The following is a 26,182-nucleotide window of genomic DNA, read 5'->3' as shown; positions in this document are numbered from 1 at the left end:
GACGTGGTCCGCGCCCTTGTCGTCACGGTGGCTGTGTCTGGTTGCAGAACCGCCTACGATGGCAACCGGGGAAGTTTGTCTCGGCCTCTCCTCCTGGCGGCGCCGCCGGGGTAGACCTGCGAGGAGCTTTACATAAAGTGGCAGCCATTCTCGACAAGATCCTACGTGCCGGCGAGGGCAAGACTCTGCGCAAGCTCAAGCGGATCGCAGACCAGGTCAACTCCATCGAGGACGACTTCACGAGCCTGTCCGACGCGGAGTTGCGCGCGATGACGGACGAGTTCAAGCAGCGCTACGCCGAGGGCGAGTCCCTTGACGATCTGCTTCCCGAAGCGTTCGCGACCGTACGCGAGGCGGCCCGCCGCGTGCTCGGTCAGCGGCACTTCGACGTGCAGATCATGGGCGGCGCTGCCCTGCACATGGGCAACATCTCCGAGATGAAGACGGGTGAGGGCAAGACCCTGACCTGTACTCTGCCCGCCTATCTCAACGCCATCTCCGGCAAAGGCGTGCACGTCATCACGGTCAACGACTACCTGGTCAAGGTCGGCGCCGAGAACATGGGGCGCGTCTACCGCTTCCTCGGCCTCGAGGTCGGCATGATCCTCTCCGGCCAGCAGCCCGACGAGCGCCGCAAGCAGTACCAGGCGGACATCACGTACGGCACCAACAACGAGTTCGGCTTCGACTACCTGCGCGACAACATGGCCTGGTCGCTCGACGAGTGCGTCCAGCGCGGCCACAACTACGCGATCGTCGACGAGGTCGACTCCATCCTCATCGACGAGGCCCGTACGCCGCTGATCATCTCCGGCCCCGGCGAGCAGTCCGGCAAGTGGTACGCCGAGTTCGCCAAGATCGTTCCGCGCCTCCGCAAGGGCGTCGAGGCCAAGAACCCCGGCGAGGAGAGCACCGGCGACTACATCGTCGACGAGAAGAAGCGCACCGTCGGCGTGCTGGAGGACGGCGTCGCCAAGGTCGAGGACTGGCTCGGCATCGACAACCTCTACAAGCCCGAGCACACCCACCTCGTCGGCTTCCTCAACAACGCGCTCAAGGCCAAAGAGCTCTTCAAGAAGGACAAGGACTACATCGTCTCCGACGGCGAGGTCCTGATCGTCGACGAGTTCACCGGCCGCATCCTGCACGGCCGCCGCTACAACGAGGGCATGCACCAGGCCATCGAGGCCAAGGAAGGCGTCAAGGTCAAGGACGAGAACCAGACCCTGGCGACCGTCACCCTGCAGAACTACTTCCGCCTGTACGACAAGCTCGCCGGCATGACGGGCACCGCCGTCACCGAGGCCAACGAGTTCCACCAGACGTACAAGCTCGGCGTGGTGCCCATCCCCACCAACCGGCCGATGATCCGCAAGGACCAGCCGGACGTCGTCTACAAGACCGAGGACGCCAAGTTCAACGCGGTCGTCGACGACATCAAGGAGCGCCACGAGGCCGGCCAGCCCGTCCTCGTCGGCACCACCTCCGTCGAGAAGTCCGAGCGGCTGTCCAAGGCGCTCAAGCGCCGCGGCGTCCCGCACGAGGTCCTCAACGCCAAGAACCACGCGCGTGAGGCCGCGATCGTCGCCGAGGCCGGCCGCAAGGGCGCCGTCACCGTCGCCACCAACATGGCCGGTCGAGGCACCGACATCATGCTCGGCGGCAACCCCGAGTTCCGCGCCGACGCCGAGCTGCGCCAGCGCGGCCTCGACCCGCTCGAAACCCCCGAGGAATACGAGAAGGCCTGGCCCGAGGCGCTGGAGAAGGCCAAGGCCCAGGTCAAGGCCGAGCACGACGAGGTCAGCGAGCTCGGCGGCCTGTACGTGCTCGGCACCGAACGCCACGAGTCGCGCCGCATCGACAACCAGCTCCGCGGCCGCTCCGGCCGCCAGGGCGACCCCGGCGAGTCGCGCTTCTACCTGTCGCTCGGCGACGACCTGATGCGCCTGTTCAACTCGGCCCGGGTCGAGATGATCATGACGCGCCTCAACATCCCTGACGACCAGCCGATCGAGTCCGGCATCGTCTCCAAGGCCATCGCCTCCGCCCAGCACCAGGTCGAGCAGCAGAACTTCGAGATCCGCAAGGAAGTTCTCAAGTACGACGAGGTGATGAACCGGCAGCGCAAGGTCATCTACGCCGAGCGCCACCGCGTCCTCGAAGGCGCCGACCTGCACGAGCAGGTGCGCGGCTTCATCGGCGACGTCATCGACGGCTACGTCGCCGGCGCCACCGCCGAGGGCTTCGCCGAGGAGTGGGACCTCGACAAGCTGTGGAAGGCCTTCGCCGGCCTCTACCCGGTCTCGCTCAAGCTCGAGGACCTGGTCGAGGAGGTCGGCTCCCGCGAGGAGCTCACCGCCGACATCATCAGCGAGCGGATCAAGGCCGACGCGCTGGAGGCGTACGCCAGGCGCGAGGAGGAGTGGGGCGCCGAGGCGACCCGCGACCTGGAGCGCCGCGTCATCCTCTCCGTCCTCGACCGCAAGTGGCGCGAGCACCTCTACGAGATGGACTACCTGCGCGAAGGCATCGGCATGCGGGCCTACGCGCAGAAGGACCCGCAGATCGAGTATCAGCGCGAGGGCTTCGAGATGTTCGCCGCGATGCTCGAAGGCATCAAGGAGGACTCGGTCGGGTTCCTGTTCAACCTTGAGGTGGAGGTTCAGGAGAACCCCATCGTCGAGGAGGTCGAGGACCCGATGATGACCGAGACCCGGTCCATCATCGCCCGCGGGCTCCGCGGCCCCGAGCGTCCGGCCGAGCTGGAGTACACGGCGCCGGGCGAGCAGGGTGACGTCGAGCGCACCCGGGTCAGCACCGCCGCCGAGCGCGCCGCCTACGGCAACGTCGAGCGCAACGCGCCGTGCCCGTGCGGGTCCGGCAAGAAGTACAAGCGCTGCCACGGCGACCCGAAGAACGCCGCCTGACGCACGACCTCGAGCAGCCCCCGCCCCTCCCGGGCGGGGGCTGCTCCGCGTCCGGGCCCACCCCGAAAGGCCGACGCCACCCCGGCCCGGGCCCGAGGCGTCCGAGCCCCGTGTCCCGGCCACGGGGCGGGGTTCGGGGGTGAGGGTCCGGAGGGTGGGGCTCCCTGGGGCGGGAGTTCCCACGAGCCGGATCCTGCGGGCGGTCCCCTTCAGGCGCCACCTGCGGGCCGGGCCCGTGGGCGCTCCCCCGTGGGTCGGGACCGGAGGGGAGCGCCCGCCTCTGGTTCGGAGAGGTGGGACGCGGTGGCTCAGGGGCAGTGCGGTCGCAGGCTGCCCCGGGGCGCCGGGTGGGGTCAGGCGGTTTCGAAGTCGGTGCAGAGCCATTGGACACCGCGGCGTTCCAGGCGGAGGGCCAGGACGCGGGCGCGGTCGCCGCAGTGGACGAGCAGGCACATCTCGATGGCCCCGTCCCGGGGCTCCTTGACGTGGGGGACGCCGACGAACGGCGGCCGGGGGGAGTCGATCATGCGGCCGGCCCGGACCAGTTCGCGGTAGGCGCGGTCGGTGAGGCGGTCGATGAGGGTCTCGGGCGGCCGGCGGCCGGCGAGGACCTCGGCGAGGGCCTGGCCGAGCTGCCGGAGCCGCCGCTCGTCGGGCAGGGCGCCGGGGGCGCCCCAGACCAGGGTGGTGAGGGCGAGCGATCCGTGGGTGTCGTGCGAGGGCATGGGTCCTCCATCAAGGGGGGCGACAGATCGGTACTAGGAGGTTTCGGCGCGGGCGGCAGATACATCGGCCGCCAACTTGTCCGGAGCGTGTCCGGGTATGGGGCGGCGGGCGTAGAAGGTCGCGGGAAGCTGGAGCGGTGCCGCAGCCTTTCGGGTCAGGCCGGGGGCCGGTCGGGGGTGTCCTCAACTTCGCGGCCGGGGGTGGGGAGCGACAGGGCGCGGATGAGGAAGGTGAACAGCGCGTAGTAGACGACGGCGTAGGCGAGCCCGGCCAGGATGATCAGGTCGATCCGGTGCGTGTTGGACTTGCTGGCGTTCAGGAGCAGGTCGATGGCGCCGCCGGAGAAGGTGAAGCCGAGGCGGGCGCCGAGTTCGGCCATGAGGGCCATCGACAGGCCGGTGAGTACGGCGTGCACGGCGAACAGGGCGGGCGCGACGAAGATGAACGCGAATTCCAGGGGTTCGGTGATGCCGGTGATGAACGAGGTGAGCCCGGCGGAGAGCATGATGCCGCCGACGGCCGCGCGGCGGTGGGGGAGGGCGGCGCGCCACATGGCGATGGCGGCGCCGAGCAGGCCGAACATCATGATGGGGAAGAAGCCGGTCATGAAGATGCCGGCGCCCTGCTCCCCGGCGAAGTAGCAGTTCAGGTCGCCTGCCGCGTCGCGGGTGGCGCCGTGCTGGCCGGCGCGGCATTCGGGGAGCGTGAACCAGACGATGGTGTTGAGCACGTGGTGCAGGCCGAAGGGGATGAGCAGCCGGTTGGCGAGGCCGTAGATGCCGGCTCCGGCGGTGCCGTGGGCGGAGAGCCAGTCGCCGGCGACGGCCAGCCAGTCGGCGACGGGCCGCCACAGGATGCCGAGGACGACGCCGAGCAGGAGGGCGGCGAGGGCGGTGATGATGGGGACGAACCGGCGCCCGCCGAAGAAGGCCAGCCAGGAGGGGAGCTTGATGCGGTAGAACCGCTCCCACAGGAGGGCGGCGGCCAGGCCGATGAGGATGCCGCCGAGGACGCCGGTGGGGTTGGCGGCGGCCAGGTCGAGGGCGGGGGCGGTGGCGCCGTCGCGCACGGTGGTGATCATGACCCGGTCGTAGACGGCGCCGCTGCCCGCTTCGAAGAACAGGGTCTTGGTGACGCGGTCGAAGACGAGGTAGCCGACGAGGGCGGCCAGGGCGGTGGAGCCGTCGGCCTTGCGGGCGAAGCCGATCGCGACGCCGATGGCGAACAGCAGCGGCAGGTTGTCGAAGAGCGCGCCGCCGGCCGCGGCGAGCACGTTCGCGACGGGGAGCAGCCAGGGCCAGGTGCCGCCGAGCCCGTCCTTGCCGAGCAGGTCGTCCTGGCCGAAGCGGAACAGCAGGCCGGCGGCGGGCAGGACGGCGATGGGCATCATGAGCGAGCGGCCGACGCGTTGCAGCACCGCGAACGCCGAGCCGCCCTTGCTGGTCATGCATCCCCCCGCACGTCACGGGGGTCGGTCGGTTCCTACCACGCGGGAGGGCGGGGAAAACGGCGCTAGGGGGCGCGGGGCTCGCCGGAGTCGACGTCGGGTTCCGGCTCGCGGCCAGGGGTCATGATGTCGAGCTTGCGGATGAGGAAGCTGAACACGACGTAGTAGACGACGCCGTAGACGACGCCGAGCAGGAGGATGCCGGGCACGTTCTGGGTGTTGGACTTGCTGGCGTTGAGCAGCATGTCGAGCAGTCCCGCGGAGAAGCCGAAGCCGAGTTGCCCGCCGATGAGCGTGGTGAGGGCCATGGCGAGGCCGGTGAGCACGGCGTGCACGACGAGCAGCACGGGGGCGACGAAGATGAACGCGAACTCGATGGGCTCGGTGATGCCGGTGACGAACGAGGCGAGGGCGGCGGTCAGCATGATGCCGCCCACGGCCGTGCGCCGGTGCGCCGGAGCGGCCCGCCACATGGCGAGCGCGGCGGCGGGCAGCGCGAACATCATGACGGGGAAGAACCCGGCCATGAACTCCCCGGCGGTGGGGTCGCCGGCGAAGTAGCAGTTCCAGTCGCCGCCGAGGGCGCGCCCGCCGACGTCGCACTGGGGCACCACGTGCCAGACGATGGAGTTGGCGAAGTGGTGCAGCCCGAGCGGGATGAGCAGCCGGTTGATCAGCCCGTAGATGCCGGTGCCGAGCGGACCGAGCGTGGTGAGCGCCTCGCCGGCGTGGCCGATCCACTCGCCGAGTATGGGCCACACCCAGCCGATGACCACGCCGAGCACCAGCGCGGCCAGCGTGGTGATGATCGGGACGAAGCGCCGCCCACCGAAGAAGGCGAGCCAGGAGGGCAGCTTGATCCGGTGGAAGCGCTGCCACAGCAGGGCGGTCACCAGGCCCATGAGGATGCCGCCGAGCACCTTGGTGGGGTTCTGCAGGCCGAAGTTGATGACCTCGGCGACGCCCTGGTCCTGGGCCTCCCGGATGATCACGGTGTCGCGGATGCCGGAGCCGGCGAACATCACCTTGGTGACCCGGTCGAAGACCAGGTAGCCGACGACGGCGGCCAGGCCGGTGGTGCCGTCGGCCTTGCGGGCGAAGCCGATGGCGACGCCGACGGCGAAGAGCATCGGCAGGTTCTCCAGCAGGGCGTCGCCGGCGGCCTCCATGACGAGGGCGACGTCGTTCATCCAGGCGAACCCGGCGACGTCGGCCAGGCCGCCGGGTTCGGCGCCGTTGGAGCCCAGCATGTCGGACTGGCCGAAGCGGACCATCAGCGCGGCCACGGGGAGGGCGGCGATGGGCAGCATGAGCGAACGGCCCATCCGCTGGAGCACGTTCATCACGCGTGCTAACGGCGAAGGCCGGGCGGCGGTGGTCTCGTTCACCGGGCGTCCCTCCGGGTCGGGCCCTCAACCCCGTCTTGCGGGCATTTCCAGAATGGTGCGGAGCTGGTAGCGGTCGGCGCGGTAGGTGGAGACGCCGAGTTCGGCGCAGACGCCGCCGGAGAACGAGCGCCGTTGCAGCAGCAGGACGGCGCCGCCGCGGGCCAGCTTGAGCAGGTCGGCATCGCTCGGGTCGGCGATGCCGCCGTCGATGGTGAGCTCGCCGGCGTCCATGACGAGGCCGTAGCGGCTCTCCAGCAGCTCGTAGAGCGAGCGGCCGGACAGGTCGTGCTCGGCGAGGTCGGGGGCGAGCTTGACCGGGATGTGCGCCCGTTCGATGGACAGCGGCTCGCCGTCGGCGGTGCGCAGCCGTTCGATGAAGTGGACCTCCTCGCCCGGCTGGATGCCGAGCTCCTTGGCCAGGTGGGCGCTGGCGCGCACGACGCGCCGGTCGAGGTCGCGCGAGCCGGGCACCATGCCGCGGGCGCGCATGTCCTCGGTGAAGGAGGTGAGCTGGAGCGCCAGCTCGATCTTGGGCCGGGCGACGAACGTGCCTTTGCCCGGCACCCGGTGCAGGCGCCCTTCGGACACGAGATGGTCGACGGCCTGCCGCACGGTCATGCGGGACAGGCCGAACCGCTGGCAGAGCTCGCGCTCGGACGGGATCGCGGCGCCGATGCTGAGCTCGTCGCTGTCGATGAGGTCGAGCAGGATCTCGCGCAGCTGGAAGTACTTGGGCACCGGGCTGTCCGGATCGATGTGTGCCACGGATCCTCCCCTCGATCTGACCTGGGTCATGGGCTATGGTTCGTACTGGTCTAGTCCGGACTAGACCACCACATGACGCAAAACAGGGTCAAGTCCGAACGGTAACAGTTGAGGGATGAACACGAGATGACCACCAAGATGCGCAGCGAGATCGCCGAGCAGCCCGAGGCGCTGCGGGCCACGCTCGACTCCCTGCTCCCCAGGGTCGGCGAGGTGAAGGCGCTGGGCGAGCAGACCCGCCAGCTGCTGTTCATCGCGCGTGGCACCTCCGACAACGCCGCCGTTTACGGCCGCTACCTGGTCGAGTCGCACGCCGGCAGGCTGTCCGCGCTCGCGGCGCCGTCGATCGCGACGACGTACAAGCGCAAGCTCGACCTCGACGGCGTGCTGGCCGTCGCGATCTCCCAGTCGGGGCGCACCGAGGAGATCGTCGAGACGCTGGCCTGGGCGAAGGACTGCGGCGCCCGTACCGTCGGGGTCACGAACGGCGGCGAGGACAGCCCGCTGGCGCAGGCGGCGGACCTGGCGCTGTGCACGCTCGCGGGCGAGGAGAAGGCCGTTCCGGCGACCAAGACCTACACCACGCAGCTCGCCGCGCTGGCCGTGCTGGCGCTGGGCCTGGGCGCCGAGGTGGACGCCGACGAACTGCGGCGGGTGCCGGAGGCGGTGGAGAAGCTGATCTCCGAGCCGGGCGACCTGGACGCGGTCGTGGAGGGGCTGGCGGACAAGCCGGGCGTGGTGGTCTCGGGGCGCGGGATGGCGTTCTCGACGGCGCTGGAGACCGCGCTCAAGCTCAAGGAGGCCTGCTACCTGCACGCGATGGGCCTGTCGTACGCGGACCTGCTGCACGGGCCGATCGCGGTGGTCGACGCCGACACCCCGGCGCTGCTGGTGGCGGCGGAGAACAGCCCGACGCTGCAGGGCACGGTGGCGCTGGCCGAGCGTGTCGTGGCGGCGGGCGCGGCGGCGTTCACGATCGGCGGCGGCGAGGGCCTGGCGCGGGCGGGCACGGCCGCGCTGAACGGCCCGGACCTGCCGGAGTGGCTGGCGCCGATGGGGCTCATCGTCCCCGGGCAGCTGCTGACCGAGGCGCTGGCCAGGCGGCTGGGCATCGACCCCGACGCGCCGCGCGGGCTCAACAAGGTGACCCAGACGGACTGATCACGCAGCGTCGTTTAGCCTGGTCGCAGAGTCATGACGAGGAGGACCGGATGGCGGCGGACGTGAACGCGATCATCGCCGGTCTAGGCGGTGCCGACAACATCATCGAGATCGAGCCCTGCATCACCCGGCTGCGCACGGAGGTCGCCGACGCCACGAAGGTGGACCAGGCCGCGCTCAGGGCGGCCGGCGTCCACGGTGTCATGGCCGCCGGCAACGTGGTGCAGGTCGTCGTAGGGCCGGAGGCCGACACCATCGCCAGCGACATCGAGGACATCATCGGCTAAGAGGGCGAGACCATGACGACTGTTCTCGCCCCGGTCGAGGGGGCGGCTGTGGGACTGGCGGCGGTGCCGGACCCCGTCTTCTCGGCAGGCATGGTGGGGCCGGGAACGGCGATCGACCCGTTGCGGGGCCCGGGGAAGGCTGTTGCCCCCATAGCTGGGAAAATCATGAAACTGCACCCGCATGCGTACGTCATCGTAGGAGATGACGGCAAAGGCGTGCTGGTGCATCTGGGCATCGACACGGTGCAGCTCAAGGGAAAGGGATTCCAGTTGCTGGCCGCCGAAGGCGACAGGGTGAGCGCCGGGCAGCCCGTGGTGTCCTGGGATCCGGCCGCCATCGAGGCGGGCGGGCGTTCGCCCGTCTGCCCGGTGGTGGCTCTCGACGCGGTCGCCGGAGCGGTGACGGACGTGGCACGGGGCGCCGTGCACGCGGGCGACGAGCTTTTTCGATGGACGTAGCAAGAGGGAAGGAAGGGTTCATGGGCGAGCGCAAGGCGACCGTGGCGGCGGAGGTGGGGCTGCATGCCCGGCCCGCGGCCACGTTCGTGCAGACGGCGATGAAAGCCCCGATGGACATCCGCGTCGCCAAGGTCACGGGCGGCGAGCCGGTCAACGGCAAGAGCATCCTGCAGATCATGGCGCTGGACGTCCGGCAGGGGGAGACCATCGTGATCACGGCCGAGGGCGAGGGTGCCGAGGAGGTTCTCGACCAGCTCGCCAGCATCGCCTCCACGCCGTGAACCTGCGGGGGGTGGGGGTCAGCCCGGGCATCGGGCACGGCCCCGCGTACCTCCTGACCGCCCGCGTGCCCGAACCCCCCGAGGGCGCCACACACGCGGGAGACGCGGATCAGGAGAAGGAACGCGCGGTCATGGCGCTCGCGCAGGTCGCGGGCGAGCTTGAGGCGCGCGGTGACCGGGCGGGCGGCGAGGCCCGCGAGATCCTCAAGGCACAGGCCCTGATGGCGGAGGACCCCGGGCTGGTCGTGAAGATCAGGTCGCTGATCGACCGGGGTACGGCCGCCCCCAGGGCCGTGCACGAGGCTTTCACCAAATATCGGGACGTGCTGGAGGGGGTCGGCGGCTACCTCGGTGAGCGGGCGGCCGACCTCGACGACCTCAGGGACCGGGTGATCGCCCAGCTCACCGGCCAGGAGCTCCCCGGCCTGCCGCCGCCGGGCGACACGCCGTACGTGCTGGTCGCGCACGATCTGGCGCCCGCCGACACCGCGCTGCTGTCCGGCCACGCGGTGGCCGCGTTCGTCACCGAGGAGGGCGGGCCGACCAGCCACACCGCGATCATGGCCAGGGCGCTGGGCGTGCCCGCCGTCGTGGCCTGCGCGGGCGCGACGACCCTGCGTCCCGGCGTCGAGGTGCTGGTCGACGGCACCTCAGGAGAGGTACGGGCGCGGCCGACGGAGTCCGACGTGGCCAGGGCGGAGAGCGTCGACACCGCCAGGCAGGCCGCCATCGACCGGGTCACGGGCCCGGGGCGGACGAAGGACGGCCACCCGGTGCCGCTCCTGGCGAACGTCGGCGGCCCGGCCGACCTCGAAGCGGCGCGCTCCTGCGGCGCCGAGGGCGTCGGCCTCTACCGCACCGAGTTCCTCTTCCTGGGCCGCGCCGAGCCCCCGGGCGCCGAGGAGCAGGAGCGCGCCTACCGGGCGGCGCTGGAGGCGTTCCCCGGCGGGCCGGTGATCGTGCGGACGCTCGACGCGGGCGCCGACAAGCCGCTGGCGGTCCTGCCGCCCGGCTCGGCCGAGCCGAACCCGGCGCTGGGCGAGCGCGGGCTGCGCCTGCTGCGGGCCCACCCGGAGGTGCTGGAGACGCAGCTCGACGCGCTCGCCACGGCGGGCGCGGGGAGCGGGGGGCGGCTGCGGGTGATGGCGCCGATGGTGACGACGGCCGAGGAGGCCCGGTGGTTCGCCGCCGCGTGCCGGGCCGCCGACCTGCCGGAGGCGGGCGTCATGATCGAGGTCCCGGCGGCGGCGCTGCGCGCCCGCGACCTGGTGGCGGAGGTGGACTTCGTCTCGGCCGGGACCAACGACCTGGCCCAGTACGCCTTCGCCGCCGACCGCGAGCTCGGCGCGCTGAGCGAGCTGCACGACCCGTGGCAGCCGGCGCTGCTCGACCTGCTCGCCGGCCTCCTGGCCGCCGCGGCGCAGGCGGGCAAGCCGGGCGGCGTGTGCGGCGAGGCGGCGGCCGATCCCGGGCTGGCCTGCGTGCTGGCGGGGCTCGGCGCGGCGTCCCTGTCGATGGGGCCGGCCGCGCTGCCCGCCGTACGGGCCGCGCTGGCGTACCACACGCTGGAGCAGTGCCGTGCGGCGGCGGAGTCGGCCAGGGCGGCGACGACGGCGGCCGGGGCCCGCGCGGCGGCCCGCGCCCACCTGACGGAGCTGGAGGCGCTGGGGCTGTAGCAACTTTTGGCCGTCGTCCGGCACGGGCACGTCGCCGCGTGGATACGGTGGTGTTCATGGTTCGACGGATCGGTGCGGCAAGCGTCCTGACGATCGCCCTGGCGGCGTGCAGCGGCGGCGGCGGGGCGGCGACCGCGGCGCCGCCGGCGCGGCAGTCCGCCCAGCAGTCCGCCCAGCCGCCCGCGACCGGTGGCGAGCCCGCCACCTCCGCGCCGCCGTCCGCCCAGGACCCGGTCAAGCGGGTCCTGGCGGGCCTGAGCACCGAGCAGAAGGTCGGCCAGCTCTTCATGCCCGTCCTGTACGGCGCCGCCGCCGACACCGTCTCCGGCGAGAACCAGGCCCGCTACGGCGCCCAGACGCCCGCCAAGGTGATCCGCAAATACCATCTCGGCGGCGTCATCCTGTTCCCCGCCAACGTCAGAACCACGGCCCAGGTCGTCGAGCTGACCAACGGCATGCAGCGCGCGTCCGGGCTGCCGCTGCTCGTCGGCACCGACCAGGAGAACGGCCTGGTGTCGCGGATGTCGGCGCTGATGACGCGCTTCCCCGGGGCCTCGCAGATCGGCGCGACCGGCGACACCGGCCTGTCGCGGGCCGTGGCCAGGGCCACCGGCGAGGAGCTGCGCGCCCTCGGCGTCAACCTCGACTTCGCGCCCGTCGCCGACGTCAACATCGACCCGAAGAACCCGGTCATCGGCCCGCGCGCCTTCGGCGACGATCCGGCGAAGGTGGCCAAGATGGTCGCCGCCGCCGTCAAGGGGTTCGGCGACGCGAAGGTGGCCTCCACCGCCAAGCACTTCCCTGGCCACGGCGACACCCGGATCGACAGCCACACCGGCCTGCCGGTGATCAAGCACACCCGCGCGCAGTGGGAGCGCCTGGACGCGCCGCCGTTCCGGGCGGCCATCGCGGCCGGGGTCGACGCGGTGATGAGCGCGCACATCGTCTTCCCCAAGCTCGACCCGTCGGGCGACCCGGCGACGCTGTCCAAGCCGATCCTGACCGGGCTGCTCAGGAAGGAGCTCGGCTTCAAGGGCGTCATCTCCACCGACGCGCTCAACATGGAGGGCGTGCGCAAGAAGTACGGCGACGGGGAGGTGGCCGTCCGCGCCGTCCTGGCCGGCGCCGACCTGCTGCTGATGCCGTACGACCTGCCGAAGGCCTACGGCGCCGTGCTGGCGGCGGTCAAGGACGGGCGGATCTCCGAGCAGCGGCTCGACCAGTCGGTCACCCGGCTGCTCAAGCTCAAGCAGGCTCGCGGCCTGCTCCAGGAGGCGCCGGTGGCGTCGGCGAAGCGGGCGGCCCAGGTGCTGCGTTCGCCGGAGCACCGCAAGCTGGCCGCCCGCGTCATCCGTTAGTGCTCGCCGTGCAGGCCGCTCGCCACGTACATGGCGGCGAGCATGGCGAACAGGTAGGCCTGCAGGAACTGGATGAACATCTCGAACGCGGTCAGCAGGATCGTCATGAGCACGCCGACCACGCCGATCCCGGCGCCGAGCGGCGTGAGCTTCTCGAACAGGAACCAGAAGCCCACGGAGCTGAAGAACGCCAGCAGGATGTGGCCGGCGAACATGTTCGCGAACAGCCGGATGAGGTGCGTGAACAGTGACAGGAAGAACACCTCGGCGAGGATGAGCGGCGCGTACAGCGGATAGGCCCAGCCGGGCAGCCCCGGCAGGATCACGATGCCCTTGAGGTAGCCGATCAGGCCGTGGTGCCGGACGCCGAGGTAGATCTTGATGCCGTACACGAGCAGCGCCAGCGTCGCCGGGAACGCGATGTGCGCGGCGACGGGGAACTGGACGAACGGGATGACGCCCATGAGGTTCCAGGCCATCACGGTCAGGAACAGGCTGAGCAGGAAGCCCATCCACCGGTCGGCGTCCTTGCCCAGGTTGGGCCGGGCCACCTGGTCGCGGACGAACTCGTAGACGTACTCGCCGTAGCTCTGCCAGCCGCGTGGCACGAGTTTCGGCCGGGCGAAGGCGGCCCACGACAGGGCGATGACGAGGACCGAGCAGAGCAGGGCGACCAGGACGGGTTTGGTGAGCCAGGCCGGTCCGCCGGCGAAGATCGGCGGGAGGTCGAAGAGCTCGAGTCCGGGAGCTCTGAACCGGTCGGGGGAGGTGATCAGGATCGTCGTACGCAACGGCGGTCCCTTCAGGGATCGGACAGGAATCTCACGATAAACAGGTGATTTGGTGATCCCTAACAGGGGGTTTATAACCGGCGAAACGCCCTGTGCGAGGCTCTACGCTGGAGTGCCGGACTGCCACGAGGAGGCGAATGTGGTCGCAGGTGTGCTGATCGACTGGGGCGGGGTGCTCACGACCAGCCTGACCGACTCCATCGCCAGGTGGATCGAGGCCGACCGCATCGACGGCGACCACTACCGTCAGGTCATGCGCGAGCTCGTCGAGGCCGCCTACGACGGCCAGGAGGAGAACGTCATCCACGCCCTGGAGCGCGGCGAGCTCGACGGATCGGCGTTCGAGCGCGACCTGGCGGCCCGGCTGCTGACCCTCGACGGCGCGCCGCCGGAGGCCGAGGGCCTGCTGGAGCGCATGTTCGCGGGCTTCGAACGCGTCGAGGCCATGTACGACATGCTGGCCGAGGTCAGGAAGGCCGGGCTGAAGACCTGCCTGCTGTCCAACTCGTGGTCCAACACCTACCCGCGCGACGGCTGGGACGAGGTGTTCGACGCGATCGTGATCTCCGGCGAGGTCGGCATGCGCAAGCCCGAGCCGCGCATCTTCGAGCACGCGCTCGGCGCGATCGGCCTGCCGGGGGAGTCGTGCGTGTTCATCGACGACATCGAGGCCAACATCGCGGCGGCGCGTACCCTGGGGATCACCGGAATCCACCACCGCGACGCGGACACGACCATCCGGGAACTCGAGTCCCTCCTCCGGCTGCCTCTGCGGCGGGCATGATGGGACCCTCGCACGCTGTGAAAGGTTCGTGATGCGCGTCTACCTGCCGTGCACCCTGCCCGCGCTGGCCAGGGCCGCCGAGGCCGGGGAGCTGGCCCCGGCCCCGCTGACCGGCTACGCGGTGACCCCTGCGCTGACCGAGTGGTACGCCTCGGGCGACACCGAGGAGCTCGAGTACGTGGCGCTCACCGAGGCGGCCCGCGCCTCGCTGCGCATGCTGGCCGCCGACCACGCCGACGGCGTGGCCGTCCCGGCGCGGCGGGTGGTCGTCGCGGCCGAGGTCGACGGGCCCGTGCCGCACAACGGCGCCGACCTCCAGGAGAAGGCCCGGGTCCGGCTGACCGAGCCGATCCCGCTGGCCAAGGTGGCCGCCGTGCACATCGACGACCTCTACGCGGTGCCCGACATCGAGGCGGCGATCGCCGCGCTGCCGGCGGCCGACAAGGGCGACGACGACGCCCGTTTCACGGTCGACGGCGCGGAGGCGCACGAGCTCATGTGGTACGCCACCCAGGAGATCCCGGACCTGCTGGCCGGATAAGCTGGACATGATGACCAAGCACATTGTCTGGGACTGGAACGGCACGCTCTTCCATGACATCGACGCCGTCGTCGGCGCGACCAACGAGCTCTTCCGGCCGTACGAGCTGCCCCCGCTGACGGCCGACGGGTTCCGCGCCGTCTACACCCGGCCCATCTGGGTGGCCTACGAGCGGATGCTCGGCCGCCCGCTCTCGGAGGGCGAGTGGGAGCGGCTCGACGTCGGCTTCCACGACCACTACTTCCGGCTGGCCGCGGAGTGCGGGCTGGCCGAGGGCGCGGAGCTGGCGCTGAGCGGCTGGACGGGCACGCAGTCGCTGTGCTCGATGGCCCCGCACGACCACCTGGTGCCGAAGGTCGACTCGTTCGGCATCAGCCGCCACTTCACCCGCATCGACGGCCTGATCGGGGTGACCGGAGGCGAGAAGGCGGCGCACATGGCCGCCCACATCCGGTCGGCCGGGGTCGACCCGCGCGAGGTGCTGGTGATCGGCGACAGCGTCGACGACGGCGTGGCCGCCCGCCACGTGGGCGCCCGCGCGGTGCTCTACACCGGCGGCATGTCCACCAGGGCCGAGCTGGAGTCGACCGGGTTCCCGGTCGTCGACACGCTCGCCGAAGCCCTGGATCATGCCTGATTCGACCGGTCACCCGCCGCCCGAGGGGGCGGTGGCCCTACTCTGGGGGCGGTTCGCAGTCAGGAGGCCGCCATCAACCGCCTAGTTCTCTGGAACGTCGACCTGACCCTGGTCGACGTCGCGATCGTGACGCGCGACGCCTACGCCGAGGCGTTCCGCGCGGTCACCGGGCGCCCGCTGGTCAAGCTGGTGCCGCCGATGGGCCGGCCCGACTCCGAGATCGTCTTCGAGACGCTCGCGGTCAACGGCGTCGAGGCCGAGGACGACCACCTGCCGCGCTTCCTGGCCGCGCTGGCCTCGGCCTTCGCCGACCGGCGCAAGCGGCTGCCCAAGGAGGGCAAGGTGATGCCCGGGGCCAAGGACGCGCTCAGGTCCGTGGCCCGGCTCGACGGGGTGATCCAGACCGTGCTCACCGGCACGATCAAGAGCAACGCGGTGCTCAAGCTCCAGGCGTTCGGCCTGGACCGCTACGTGGACTTCGAGCTCGGCGGCTACGGCGAGGAGGTCTACCCCAAGGCGTCGCTGCTGCAGGTCGCGCAGGGCCGGGCCAAGCAGCGGCTCGGCGTCCCGTTCACGCCGGCCAACACGGTGCTGATCGGCGACTCGGCCCGGGACGTGCAGGCGGCCAGGATCGGCGGGGCCGCGATGATCGCGGTGGCCTCGGGCCGGTCGACGGCCGCCGAGCTGCGCGAGGCCGGGGCCGACGTGGTGCTGCCGGACCTGTCCGACGCCGCCGAGGTGGTGGCCGCCGTGGCGGCGCTCACCACCCCGCTCGACCGCAAGGCGGGCTGATCAGCCCAGCTCGGCGAGGAAGCGGGCCGCGACCGGGGCCGCCACCGCCGAGCCGGCGCCGCCGCCCTCCACGATGACGGCGAAGGCCAGGTCGTCCTTGTAGCCGATGAACCACGAGTGCGCGGGCGGCTCCTTGCCCGACCCGTACTCGGCGGTGCCGGTCTTGCCGGCCGTCCCGCCGGGGAAGCGCACGGCGTGGGCGGTGCCCTCGCTGACGACGGCGGGCATGAGCGTGCGCAGCGCGCTCACCACGTCGGCGTCGAGCTTGCGGGGCCGCAGGTCGCCGGGCGCGATGTCGGCGCCGACCAGCCGGGGCGGACGCCAGGCGCCGTCGGCGACGGCGGCGGCGACCGAGGCCATGTTGAGCGGGCTGGCCAGCACCCGGCCCTGCCCGATGGAGGCGGAGGCCAGGTCGGTGGCGTCCTTGGGGGCGGGGAAGTCGGCCTTGACCGCCGGGACGCCGGGCTTGATCGGGGCGCCGAAGCCGAAGCTGGCGGCGACCTCGGCGAGCCGTTCGGCACCCAGGTCGCCGACGACCATCGCGCCGAACGTGGTGTTGCACGAGTGCGCGAAGGCGTCGCGGAAGGCGAGCGTGCCGTAGTCCTTGAAGCCGGCGTTGTGGAAGGGGAAGCCGCCGATGTTCTGCTCGGCCGGGCAGCTCACCCGCTCGTCCGGCCGGACCCCGTCGGCGACCAGCGCGGAGGCGGTGACGACCTTGAACGTCGAGCCCGGCGGGTACTTGCCAAGCAGCGCCCGGTTGAACCCGCCCGGCTTGTTGACCGCGGCCAGGATCTCGCCGGTCGAGGCGCGCACGGCCACCAGCGAGGCGGGCTTGTCCACGCCTTCCAGGGCGTCGGCGCCGGCCCGGTGCACCTTCAGGTCGAGGGTGGTCCTGATCGGCTTCCACTTCGGCGGGTCGAGCAGGTTCTTGACGACCTCGCCGTTCTCGACCAGCTCGATCCGGTCGCTGTCGCGCTCGGCGAACCAGTCGGGGTAGGTCTGCGCCAGGCCCGCGACGAGCTGCTGCACCGAGCCGGGCGCGTCCGGGGTGTCGATGCGGGTGCCGTCGGCGGCCTGCACCTCCAGGCCCTTGACCCGCTCGGTGACCAGCCGCACCGTGCGGTCGCGGGTCAGCGAGGGGTGCAGGGTGGCCGGGGTCCAGTCGATCTTCCAGGTGCGGTCGCGCTCGACGAACTTCAGGTCGCCGAAGTACTTCCAGTCGACGGCGCCGCTGAGGGTGGCGCCGAAGCTGACCTCGCCGGTGTCGGCGCCGTCGGCGGCGAAGACCCCGCCGGTGGTGATCCGGTGGAAGGTCTGCCGCTCGGCCTTGACGGCGGCGCTGAACTGCCGGTGCCGCTGCTCGAAGTCGGCCGGCGGATCGGCGACCAGCTCGCGCATGGCCCGGTAGTCCCCCGCGGACCAGGCCGACAGGTAGGCGTCGGCGACCTGCTCCGGCGATCCGGTGGTGCGCAGGATCCAGAACGTCCCGGCCGCCGCGACGACCGGGACGAGCACCCCGGCGACCCAGGGCCAGCGCCGCCTCCGTCTGGGCGGGTTCTCCGGCCGGAGATGTGCGTACATTGCCCCCGTTTGTGAAGCCATGCGTCAGAGGACAGCAGAGCCCCGGCCTGGCTGTCCAATACTGATATGGCCGGTTCATCGATATGGATTTGGCTATAGTCACTGCTCATGGACCTGGTCCGGCACTTGCGTTACTTCACCGTGGTCGCGGAGGAGCTGCACTTCGGCAACGCCGCGATCCGGCTCGGCATGGCCCAGCCCCCGCTCAGCCAGCGGATCAAGCGACTGGAGGAGGAGCTCGGCGTGCGGCTGTTCGACCGCTCGGCCCGGCAGGTCAGGCTCACCGAGGCGGGCCGGCTGCTGCTCGGCGAGGCCAGGGAGATCGTCGCCCGCGTCGACCGGCTGCACGAGGTGGTCCGCCACGGCCAGGCCGCCGTCCTCAAGGTCGGCGTCCCGCCCGACCTGGCCGCCGCCGTCCTGGCCGCCCTCGTCGAGGGCTTCCGCGAGAGCAACCCCGAGGTACGCCTCGCGCCCGCCGAGATCTGGACCGCCGACCAGGTCGGCGCGCTGGCCGAAGGCGTGATCGACGTGGGCGTGGTCCGACACCCGGTCACCGCCCCCGGCCTGCACTTCGGCCGGACGCTGGTGCAGGCGCAGGGCGTGCTGCTGGCCGCCGGCGACCCGCTCGCCGGATCGGGCGAGTTGCACCTGGCCGACCTGGCCGGCCGCGAGCTGCTCATGCCGCCCCGGGAGGGCGAGCCCGGCGCCCACGCCGAGCTGCTGGCCGAGTGCCGCCGCCACGGCTACGTGCCCGCGCAGGTCCACCAGGGCGCCGGGCTCGGCCTGGTGATGGCCGGGGCCGCCGTCGCGTTCGGGCCCAAGGCGGACGTGGCGGGGCTGGCCTGGCGTCCGCTGCTAGGCTCGCCCATCGCCTACCGGGTCTCCACCGCCTGGCGGGCGGCCACGGCGGCGGTGACCGACTTCTCCGCCGTGGCCGTACGGATCTTGAAGGAGCGCGCCGGGATGACCGACGAGGACGCGACGCCCGTGCGGCGGGTCAGCCGCAGGCCGGGGATGCTGGCATGAGCGGTCCGGACCTGGAGGCGGTGTTCCGCGCGGCCGGCGTGCGCGGCTGGCTGCTGGCCACCGACGTCGACACCGGCCGGGAGATCGGTCACGGGGCCGACGACCCGGTGCCCACCGCGTCGATCTTCAAGGTGCCGCTCATGGTGGAGTTCTGCCGGCAGGCCGACGCCGGGCTGCTCGACCCGGCCGGCCGCGTCACCGTGACCGGCCGCGACCGCGTCTCCGGGCCCACGGGTCTGTCCGCGATGCTGGACGACGTCACGATCTCGCTGCGCGACCTGGCCTACCTGATGATCGCCGTCAGCGACAACACCGCCGCCGACGCGCTGCTCGCCCGGGTCGGCAGGGAGGCGGTCAACGCCATGCTCGACGGGTTCGGCCTGACCGGCACCCGGGTGCTGCAGAGCGCCGGGGAGATCAACACGAGCATGGCCGACGACGCCGGGCACGGCTGGCCGTACCTCGAACCCGACGACCTGGCCCGGCTGCGCGTGCTCGACCCGGCCCGCACCAACCACAGCACCGCGCGGGAGCTGACCCGGCTGTTCGGGCTGATCTGGCGGGACGAGGCGGCCTCGCCCGGCTCCTGCGCGTGGATGCGCGGCGTGCTCAACCTCCAGGTGTGGCCGCACCGGCTGGCCTCCGGGTTCCCGTACGACGACGTGGCGGTCAGCGGCAAGACCGGGACGCTGCCGACGCTGCGCGGCGAGGCGGGCGTGGTCGAGTACCCCGACGGCGGGCGCTACGCGGTGGCCGTGATCACCCGCTCCTACTCCACCGCGCTCAACCAGCCACGCGCTGACGCGGTGATCGGCACGGCCGCGCGTATGGCGGTGGACCACCTGAGGAGATAGCAAGTTATGTGGGAGGTCGGGTATGACTTTCCGCCTACCGGCCGACAGGATGGGGCACATGGTTGCTGAAGGTGCACTGCTCTGGGAACCCACCGACGAGACCACCGGACGGGCGCGGCTGACGCGCTATCTGGAGTCGGTGGGCCGCGCCGGTGAGCCCTACGAGGACGTGTGGCGCTGGTCGGTCGAGCGGCCGGAGGAGTTCTGGACGTCGATCTGGGACTACTTCGAGGTCATCGGGGAGCGTGGCGACGGGCCCGTCATCTCCGGAACGATGCCCGGCGCCGAATGGTTCACCGGAAGCACGCTCAACTACGCCGAGAACGCGCTGCGCCGCACCGACGGCGTGGCCGTGGTGTTCGTCTCCGAGGACGGCGCCCGGCAGGAGATCAGCTACGCCGAGCTGCGCGAGGAGGTGGCGCGGGTGCGCGCCGGGCTGGTCCGGCTCGGGGTCGGGCGCGGCGACCGGGTGGCCGGCTACCTGCCGAACATCCCGCAGGCGCTGATCGCGTTCCTGGCCACCGCCTCTCTGGGGGCGATCTGGTCGGCCGGGTCGCCCGACTTCGGCGTGCCCAGCGTGGTCGACCGGTTCAAGCAGATCGAGCCCAAGGTGCTCATCGCGGTCGACGGCTACCACTACAACGGCAAGACCTACGACCGCTCGGCCGCCGTCAACGAGATCGCCGCCGCGCTGCCCGGCCTGCGCGCCACCGTGTGGATCCCGTACCTGGCCGCCGTGGACGAGGGGCGCGCGCCGCAGCAGGCCGAGCCCGCGCCCGGCCACGACGAGGAGCTGCCGCGCGGCGAGGTGATCGGCTGGGAGGGGCTGCGCGCGCAGAGCGCGCCGCTGGAGTTCGAGCGCGTGCCGTTCGGCCACCCGCTGTGGATCCTCTACTCCAGCGGCACCACCGGGCTGCCCAAGCCGATCGTGCACGGGCACGGCGGCGTGGTGCTGGAGCACCTGAAGTCGCTCACCTTCCACCAGGACCTGGGGGAGGGCGACGTGTTCTTCTGGTACACCACCACGGGCTGGATGATGTGGAACTACCTCATCGGCGCCCTGCTGGTCGGGGCCACGCCGGTGCTCTACGACGGCGCGGCCACGCATCCCTCGCCCGCCGCGCTGTGGCGCATCGCCGCCACCGAAGGGGTGACCTACTTCGGCGTGGGCGCGCCGTACATCATGGCCTCGCTGAAGGCGGGCCTGACGCCCGAAGGGCTGGAGCGGCTGCGCGGCATCGGCTCGACCGGGTCGCCGCTGCCGCCCGAAGGGTTCGCCTGGGTGGCGGAGAAGCTGCCCGGGGTGCCGCTCGGGTCGTTCTCCGGCGGCACCGACGTGTGCACCGGGTTCGTCGGCGCGACCGTGCTGCACCCGATCCGGGCGGGCGTCATCCCGTGCCGGTCGCTGGGCGCCCGGGTCGAGTCCTTCGACCCCTCGGGCAAACCGGTCTTCGGCGAGGTCGGGGAGCTGGTGCTGACCGCGCCGATGCCGTCGATGCCGGTGATGTTCTGGAACGACCCGACCGGCGAGCGCTACCGCGACAGCTACTTCGACGTCTACCCCGGCGTGTGGCGCCACGGCGACTGGATCAAGCTGGAGCGCGACGGGAGCTGCGTCATCTACGGCCGCTCCGACTCCACGCTCAACCGGGGCGGCGTCCGGATGGGCACCAGCGAGTTCTACCGGGTCGTCGAGCGCTTCGAGCCGATCGTCGACAGCCTCGTCATCGACACCGGCCGGCTCGGCCGCGAGGGCAGGCTGCTCCTGTACGTGACCCTCGCCGAGGGCGCCGAGCTGACCCCCGCCTTCGAGCAGGAGCTGCGCACGACGCTGCGCCGCGAGCTGTCGCCCCGGCACGTGCCCGACGAGATCCACGCGGTGCCCGGCATCCCCCGCACGCTGTCGGGCAAGAAGCTGGAGGTCCCGGTGCGCAAGATCCTGCTCGGCACCCCGGTCGAGGAGGCCGCCAACCCGGATGCGATGGCCAACCCGGAGGTGCTGCGCTACTTCACGCCCTGAGCGGGCGCAGCGCCCGGCTCCAGGAGACGAGCTGGTCGAGCATGACGGTGACGCGCTCCTCCTGGTGGGCCGCGGGCCTGAACTCGGAGAGGTTCTCGAAGTCGGCGAACAGCGAGAGCGTCACCTGGGCCTGGACGGTGGCGACCTGGAGCTGGCCGAGCACCTGCCGCAGGTGCTCGGCCGCCCGCACGCCCCCGTCGACGCCGTAGCTGACGAACGCCGCCGCCTTGTCGGCCCACTCGGCATAGAGGAAGTCGATCGCGTTCTTCAGCACGCCGCTGGTCGAGCGGTTGTATTCAGGCGTCACGAAGATGAAGCCGTCGAAGCGGGCGATCCGCTCCGACCACGCCAGCGTGTGCGGGTTCTCGTAGCTGCCCGCCGCTGCGGGCTGCGGCTCGTCCAGGTGCGGCAGCGCGTGCTCGTGCAGGTCCACGAGCTCGAACCGGGCGTCGTCACGCTTGGCGGCCAGGTCGTGCACCCAGCGGGCGACGTTCTCGCCGTTGCGTCCGGGACGGGTGCTGCCGATCACGATGCCGATGTCGATCACGAGTTCTCCAGGGTGATGAGGATCTTGCCACGGGTGCGACCGGCCTCGGCCCTGCGGTGCAGCTCGGTCAGGCCGGTCAGGGGATGGGTCTCGGCGATCTCGACGACGAGCTCGCCCTTGTCGATCAGGCCGGCGAGCTCGGTGAGCTGACCGGCGTCGGCGCGGCCGATGAAGTGGCGCGCGTTCGGCGCGTCGACCGGGGTGGCGATCGTGATGACGGTCCGGCCCAGCGGCGCCAGCGCCGCGGCCTGCTCCGGCGGCACGGCGGCCAGGTTGAGCACCACGTCCATGCCGCCGGGCAGCGGCGTGGTGGTGTAGTCGACCACCTCGTCGGCGCCCAGCCGGCGGACCGCCTCGGCGCTGCGCGGGCTCGCGGTGGCGATCACGGTCGCGCCCGCGAGCTTGGCGAGCTGGACGGCGAACAGGCCGACCCCGCCGCCCGCGCCGTTGACCAGCACGCGGGCGCCGCTTCCCGCCTGCCCGGTTCCCGCCTGCCCGATCCCCGCCTGCCCGATCCCCGCCTGTTCGTGGACCGCCTGCCACGCCGTCAGCCCGGCCACCGGGATCGCCGCCGCGTGCGCTAGCGGGATCGAGCGCGGCGCCGGGGCCAGCAGGTCCACGGGCGCGACCACGTACTCGGCGGCGGCCCCCGCGACCAGCCCGATGACCGGGTCACCCACCTCCAGGGCGGTGACGCCGGGGCCGAGCGCGGCCACGGTGCCCGCCACGTCCCAGCCCAGCGTGTGCGGCAGCGTGATGCCCAGCGCCTCGTGCAGGTACCCGGACCGCAGGCCCGCGTCCGACGGGTTGAACGAGGTCGCGGCCTGCCGCACGAGCACCTCGCCCGGGCCGGGCGACGGCACGGGGAGCTCGTCGTAGCGGATGACGTCCGGGCCGCCGTAGGCGTGCACCCGGGCGGCCCGCATGGTTCGGCTCACGTGGAGCTCCTTTCGGTTGATGCAACCGTAGGAGGCTCAGACGCGACATCCAATGCGTGAGTGACTGCCTTTTATACGCGATCGTCTTTCACGGTAGACTCTGGTCATGGACGTGCTCAGTGATGTGATCGCCGGCATGCGGGTCGGGCTGCCCAACTCCACGCGGATCGCCTGGCACGCGCCGTGGGGCCAGCGCTTCGCCTCAGGGCCCGGCTCGGCCGGGTTCCACGTGATCCTGGAGGGCTCCTGCTGGGTGATCCCCGACAAGGGCGAGCCCTTCCCGCTGGGCGTCGGCGACGTGATCTTCTTCCCTCGCGGCGACGGCTACGCGCTGGCCGACTCTCCCACCACGCCCATCACCCACACCGCCTGCGACCCGGGCGACGAGGCCCAGCTCTACGCCTCGGCCTCCGTCGGCGGGCCCGGGGCGGTCACGGTGACGCTCTGCGGCGGCTACCGGCTCGACGAGTCGCGCTCCCACCCGATCCTGCTCAACCTGCCCGGCCTGATCCACCTGCCCGCCCGGCTGGGCCACCATCCCGAGCTGCGCACCGCCGTCAGCCTGCTGGCCAGCGAGGTCGCCGACCCGCGCCTGGGGGCCGACACCGTCGTGGCGTCCCTGCTCGACATGCTGCTGCTCTACATCCTGCGCGCGCACATCGAGGCCGACCCCGAGCGGTGCGAGTCCCACGGCTGGGCGGCGGCGCTCGCCGACCCCGCCGTCAGCGTCGCGCTCGACGCCATCCACCGCGACCCGGCCCACCCGTGGACCGTGCAGTCGCTGGCCGCACGGGCCGGGCTGTCGCGGGCCGCCTTCTCACGCCGCTTCTCCATGCTGGTCGGGCAGCCGCCGCTGGGCTATCTCACCTGGTGGCGGCTCTCCACCGCAGCCCGGCTGCTCCGCTCGTCCGACGCGCCGCTGAGCGAGGTGGCCACCCGGGTCGGGTACGGGTCCGAGTTCGCCTTCGCGAACGCGTTCAAAAGGGAGCACGGCATGGCCCCGGGAAAGTACCGCCGCCTGAGTTGCCCGCTCCCGCAATCCCGATAATGGGGTGTTCTTCAGTTTGATCGCGGAAGTGGGAAAATATGCGTAATTGGCCGTTCTTCAATCTTTCAGTCACCACCCCCAGGATCGAACTGCGCTTCCCGTCGCTCGAGGATCTCGACGAACTCGCCGAGCGCGCCGCCGAGGGCGTGCACGAGGCCGGCGTCATGCCGTTCGTCCACCCGTGGAGCGAGGCCGCGCCCGCCGACCGGGCCCGCTCCACCATCCAGTACCACTTCCGCCAGTGGGCCGCGCTCACCCCCGACGACTGGTCGCTCAACTTCGTGGCCGTGTACGAAGGCCAGGTCGTCGGCACGCAGGGCATCATGGGCGCCGACTTCCCCGTCCTGCGCGAGGTGAAGTCCGGCTCCTGGCTCGGCCACCGCTTCCAGGGCATGGGCATCGGCACCGAGATGCGCGCCGCGATCCTGCACCTGGCCTTCGAAGGGCTCGGCGCCGCCCATGCCACCACCGAGGCGTTCGCCGACAACCCGTCGTCCCTGGCCGTGACCGGCAAGCTGGGCTACCACGACGACGGCGTCACCCTCTACAAGCGGCAGGGCAAGCCGGTCGTCTCCCGCAGGTTCCGGCTCCCCAGGGCCGACTGGACCCCGGTGCCCGGCATCGAGATCCACCACCTGGAGCCCTGCCTGCCCCTGCTCGGCCTCTAACCGGCGCGGGCCAGCCGCAGCGCGAGGGCCGGGCACATGCCGACCGCGCGGCTGGCCTCCTTCACCATCCAGCCCGGCACCGTCCGGAACGACGGGAAGCCGTAGTCGTCCAGCTCCACGAACTCCGGCAGCAGGTGCGCGCACAGGCCGTGGCCCTGGCAGCGGGTCCAGTCCACGTCCAGGCGATACTCGGGCTCGTCCTCCGGCTCCGGCAGCGGCAGCACGCCGCGCACCGGCCGGCCGCACGAGCCGTGCTCCAGGTGCAGGGCGATGTCGCTCTCGAACGCGTCCAGCGACGACAGCACGAACCTGGCCGTGCCGTCCGGATGGAAGCACGCGCCCCGCCTCTCGACCGAGCGCACCGAACGCCGTACCGCGTCGATCGAGCCCGTGCCCTCCACCAGGGCGCCGAGCGCCCGCGCCACGTCCGGGAGGCCGAGCCGGCACGGGCCGCACTGGCCCGACGACTGCGCGGCCAGGTACGCGGCGACCCGGGCGGCCTCGCCGACCGGGCAGGTCGACTCGCCGAGCGGCACCACGATGCCGGCGCCGAGGCTGCCGCCCGCCAGCTTCATGCCCTCGCGCGAGACGACGGCGGAGACCGCGGTCTCGGCGTCCAGCCAGGCGCCGTGGTAGCCGCCGATCAGCACCCCGTCGCCGATCTCCGCCTCGCACAGGTCGAGCACGTCGATCAGCGGCGTGCCGGTCGGCGCCTCCACGACCGCCGCCGTCGCCGCCCCGCCGCTCACGCTGAGCAGCACGGTGCCGGGCTCCCTGCTGGTGCCCGTCTTGGCGTACTGCTCGGGGCCGAGCTCGGCGAGCACGGCGAGCTGGGCGAACGTCTCGGTGTTGGACAGCAGCGTGGGCAGTCCGTCGACGCCGCTCTCGCTGGCTCGCCGCTTGCGGCCGGGCGGCACCGGGTCCATGCCGTTGACCGCCCGCACCAGCGCGCCGCCCTCGCCGGAGATGAACCGCTCCCGCAGGCCGACGACCCTGATGCCGATGCGGCTCTCGGCCGCGCCCGCCACGTTGGCGGCGCGCCGCTCGGCGACGGCGGCGGTGATCGACGCCTCCGCGACCTCGCCCTCGACCGTGGCGACGACCACCTCGCGGGCGTTCAACGCCTCGGCCGCGAGCACCGCGCCGTCGAGCACCAGGTGCGGGTTGCGGACCAGCAGCATCGCGTCCTTGGAGCTGGCGGGCTCGCCCTCGGCGCCGTTGACCAGCACCACGCTCTCCCGCCCGCGGCGGGCGTCGGCGACCGCCCGCAGCTTGCGCGCGAACGGGAACGCCGCGCCGCCCCGCCCGCGCATGTCCACCTCCTCCACCTGGGCGATGATGTCGTCGAGGGTGCGCGGCACCTGGTCGCCGTGCAGCGTGCGGTGCGCCGGCAGGTCGAGCCGCCGGGTGTGGTCGAGGCCGGCGGTGAGCCGGGCCGGTCCCATGCGCAGCACGCGCGGCACCGAATGCGGGATCAAGG

Annotated in this window: 25 protein-coding genes; 16 read left to right on the top strand and 9 right to left on the bottom strand. The window is 72.0% G+C overall.

The features are described 5' to 3' along the window. Positions 1-137 precede the first annotated feature (137 nt). A complete protein-coding gene (gene secA / locus AB0G11_RS04875) occupies positions 138-2,927 on the top strand; it encodes a preprotein translocase subunit SecA (RefSeq protein ID WP_357584022.1) in 2,790 nt (929 codons plus the stop codon). A gap of 353 nt (positions 2,928-3,280) precedes the next feature. On the opposite strand, the gene AB0G11_RS04870 is transcribed toward secA, so the two are convergent. The 4 genes from AB0G11_RS04870 to AB0G11_RS04855 form a co-directional block, all read right to left on the bottom strand. Continuing rightward, positions 3,281-3,652 carry an Rv3235 family protein gene (locus AB0G11_RS04870; RefSeq protein ID WP_219499580.1) on the bottom strand — a complete coding sequence of 124 codons (372 nt, stop codon included), beginning with the start codon at positions 3,650-3,652 and terminating at the stop codon, positions 3,281-3,283. A gap of 155 nt (positions 3,653-3,807) precedes the next feature. Further along, on the bottom strand, positions 3,808-5,100 hold the full coding sequence (locus AB0G11_RS04865) for a PTS transporter subunit EIIC (protein WP_357584020.1): 1,293 nt from the start codon (positions 5,098-5,100) through the stop codon (positions 3,808-3,810). 65 nt (positions 5,101-5,165) lie between these two features. Continuing rightward, on the bottom strand, positions 5,166-6,443 hold the full coding sequence (locus tag AB0G11_RS04860) for a PTS transporter subunit EIIC (protein WP_219499946.1): 1,278 nt from the start codon (positions 6,441-6,443) through the stop codon (positions 5,166-5,168). Between the two features lie 69 nt (positions 6,444-6,512). Beyond that, entirely contained in the window at positions 6,513-7,253 is a 741-nt protein-coding gene (locus AB0G11_RS04855) for a GntR family transcriptional regulator (protein WP_308125580.1), read from the bottom strand. A 126-nt stretch (positions 7,254-7,379) separates the two neighbouring features. Here AB0G11_RS04855 and AB0G11_RS04850 point away from each other — a divergent pair, with 126 nt between their 5' ends. Genes AB0G11_RS04850 through nagZ form a run of 6 tightly spaced genes read left to right on the top strand, consistent with a single transcriptional unit; the run spans position 7,380 to position 12,475 of the window. Further along, complete coding sequence (locus AB0G11_RS04850) at positions 7,380-8,414, top strand: SIS domain-containing protein (protein WP_219499574.1); 1,035 nt, start codon at positions 7,380-7,382, stop codon at positions 8,412-8,414. Between the two features lie 50 nt (positions 8,415-8,464). Further along, positions 8,465-8,701 (top strand): PTS glucose/sucrose transporter subunit IIB, encoded by a 237-nt coding sequence (locus AB0G11_RS04845; protein WP_049564709.1) that lies wholly within the window; start codon positions 8,465-8,467, stop codon positions 8,699-8,701. A 12-nt stretch (positions 8,702-8,713) separates the two neighbouring features. Beyond that, positions 8,714-9,160 carry a PTS glucose transporter subunit IIA gene (locus AB0G11_RS04840; protein WP_049564710.1) on the top strand — a complete coding sequence of 149 codons (447 nt, stop codon included), beginning with the start codon at positions 8,714-8,716 and terminating at the stop codon, positions 9,158-9,160. A 20-nt stretch (positions 9,161-9,180) separates the two neighbouring features. Continuing rightward, positions 9,181-9,441 carry an HPr family phosphocarrier protein gene (locus AB0G11_RS04835; protein ID WP_219499565.1) on the top strand — a complete coding sequence of 87 codons (261 nt, stop codon included), beginning with the start codon at positions 9,181-9,183 and terminating at the stop codon, positions 9,439-9,441. After that, complete coding sequence (gene ptsP / locus AB0G11_RS04830) at positions 9,438-11,117, top strand: phosphoenolpyruvate--protein phosphotransferase (protein WP_357584018.1); 1,680 nt, start codon at positions 9,438-9,440, stop codon at positions 11,115-11,117. The genes AB0G11_RS04835 and ptsP overlap by 4 nt, the downstream gene beginning before the upstream one ends. Positions 11,118-11,173: 56 nt before the next feature. Beyond that, the gene (nagZ, locus tag AB0G11_RS04825; RefSeq protein WP_357584016.1) at positions 11,174-12,475 is read left to right on the top strand and encodes a beta-N-acetylhexosaminidase; all 1,302 of its coding nucleotides are present in this window, start codon (positions 11,174-11,176) and stop codon (positions 12,473-12,475) included. Here nagZ and atpB read toward each other — a convergent pair. Continuing rightward, positions 12,472-13,266 (bottom strand): F0F1 ATP synthase subunit A, encoded by a 795-nt coding sequence (atpB, locus tag AB0G11_RS04820; RefSeq protein ID WP_357584015.1) that lies wholly within the window; start codon positions 13,264-13,266, stop codon positions 12,472-12,474. The two genes, nagZ and atpB, sit on opposite strands and share 4 nt — an antisense overlap. 139 nt (positions 13,267-13,405) lie before the next feature. Between atpB and AB0G11_RS04815 the strand changes: the two genes are divergently transcribed. From AB0G11_RS04815 to AB0G11_RS04800, 4 genes are all read left to right on the top strand, one after another. Then, complete coding sequence (locus AB0G11_RS04815; protein ID WP_219499559.1) at positions 13,406-14,050, top strand: HAD family phosphatase; 645 nt, start codon at positions 13,406-13,408, stop codon at positions 14,048-14,050. A 31-nt stretch (positions 14,051-14,081) separates the two neighbouring features. Then, positions 14,082-14,591 (top strand): hypothetical protein, encoded by a 510-nt coding sequence (locus tag AB0G11_RS04810; protein ID WP_219499557.1) that lies wholly within the window; start codon positions 14,082-14,084, stop codon positions 14,589-14,591. Between the two features lie 10 nt (positions 14,592-14,601). Continuing rightward, positions 14,602-15,228 carry an HAD family hydrolase gene (locus AB0G11_RS04805; RefSeq protein WP_219499556.1) on the top strand — a complete coding sequence of 209 codons (627 nt, stop codon included), beginning with the start codon at positions 14,602-14,604 and terminating at the stop codon, positions 15,226-15,228. A 72-nt stretch (positions 15,229-15,300) separates the two neighbouring features. After that, positions 15,301-16,020, top strand: coding sequence for a haloacid dehalogenase-like hydrolase (locus AB0G11_RS04800; RefSeq protein WP_219499944.1), 720 nt, complete (start codon positions 15,301-15,303; stop codon positions 16,018-16,020). Here AB0G11_RS04800 and AB0G11_RS04795 read toward each other — a convergent pair whose 3' ends face one another. Then, positions 16,021-17,601, bottom strand: a complete 1,581-nt coding sequence (locus AB0G11_RS04795) for a penicillin-binding transpeptidase domain-containing protein (protein ID WP_357584013.1) — start codon at positions 17,599-17,601, stop codon at positions 16,021-16,023. 108 nt (positions 17,602-17,709) lie between these two features. Between AB0G11_RS04795 and AB0G11_RS04790 the strand changes: the two genes are divergently transcribed. The 3 genes from AB0G11_RS04790 to AB0G11_RS04780 are packed head-to-tail and all read left to right on the top strand — an operon-like array spanning position 17,710 to position 21,501. Then, entirely contained in the window at positions 17,710-18,627 is a 918-nt protein-coding gene (locus AB0G11_RS04790; RefSeq protein WP_357584011.1) for a LysR family transcriptional regulator, read from the top strand. Next, a complete protein-coding gene (locus AB0G11_RS04785) occupies positions 18,624-19,481 on the top strand; it encodes a serine hydrolase (RefSeq protein ID WP_357584009.1) in 858 nt (285 codons plus the stop codon). Before AB0G11_RS04790 ends, AB0G11_RS04785 begins: the two co-directional genes overlap by 4 nt. Positions 19,482-19,539: 58 nt before the next feature. Further along, positions 19,540-21,501, top strand: coding sequence for an acetoacetate--CoA ligase (locus AB0G11_RS04780; RefSeq protein WP_219499548.1), 1,962 nt, complete (start codon positions 19,540-19,542; stop codon positions 21,499-21,501). Here the strand turns inward: AB0G11_RS04780 and AB0G11_RS04775 are convergent. Together AB0G11_RS04775 and AB0G11_RS04770 are read right to left on the bottom strand one after the other, a co-directional pair. Beyond that, positions 21,491-22,048, bottom strand: a complete 558-nt coding sequence (locus AB0G11_RS04775; RefSeq protein WP_219499546.1) for an NAD(P)H-dependent oxidoreductase — start codon at positions 22,046-22,048, stop codon at positions 21,491-21,493. The two genes, AB0G11_RS04780 and AB0G11_RS04775, sit on opposite strands and share 11 nt — an antisense overlap. After that, entirely contained in the window at positions 22,045-22,986 is a 942-nt protein-coding gene (locus AB0G11_RS04770) for an NADP-dependent oxidoreductase (RefSeq protein ID WP_357584007.1), read from the bottom strand. Before AB0G11_RS04770 ends, AB0G11_RS04775 begins: the two co-directional genes overlap by 4 nt. Positions 22,987-23,092: 106 nt before the next feature. Here AB0G11_RS04770 and AB0G11_RS04765 point away from each other — a divergent pair, with 106 nt between their 5' ends. Next, positions 23,093-24,034: an AraC family transcriptional regulator gene (locus AB0G11_RS04765; RefSeq protein ID WP_219499544.1), complete on the top strand. Its 942-nt coding sequence runs from the start codon at positions 23,093-23,095 to the stop codon at positions 24,032-24,034. Between the two features lie 38 nt (positions 24,035-24,072). Then, positions 24,073-24,702 carry a GNAT family protein gene (locus tag AB0G11_RS04760; RefSeq protein WP_219499542.1) on the top strand — a complete coding sequence of 210 codons (630 nt, stop codon included), beginning with the start codon at positions 24,073-24,075 and terminating at the stop codon, positions 24,700-24,702. Here the strand turns inward: AB0G11_RS04760 and AB0G11_RS04755 are convergent. Continuing rightward, positions 24,699-26,180, bottom strand: a complete 1,482-nt coding sequence (locus tag AB0G11_RS04755) for an NADH-ubiquinone oxidoreductase-F iron-sulfur binding region domain-containing protein (RefSeq protein WP_308125577.1) — start codon at positions 26,178-26,180, stop codon at positions 24,699-24,701. The genes AB0G11_RS04760 and AB0G11_RS04755 overlap by 4 nt on opposite strands. Positions 26,181-26,182 lie beyond the last annotated feature (2 nt).

This window comes from Nonomuraea sp. NPDC023979, assembly GCF_040639085.1.
GTDB classification, from domain to species: domain Bacteria; phylum Actinomycetota; class Actinomycetes; order Streptosporangiales; family Streptosporangiaceae; genus Nonomuraea; species Nonomuraea ceibae.
This window is presented reverse-complemented; position numbering and strand designations above follow the sequence as displayed.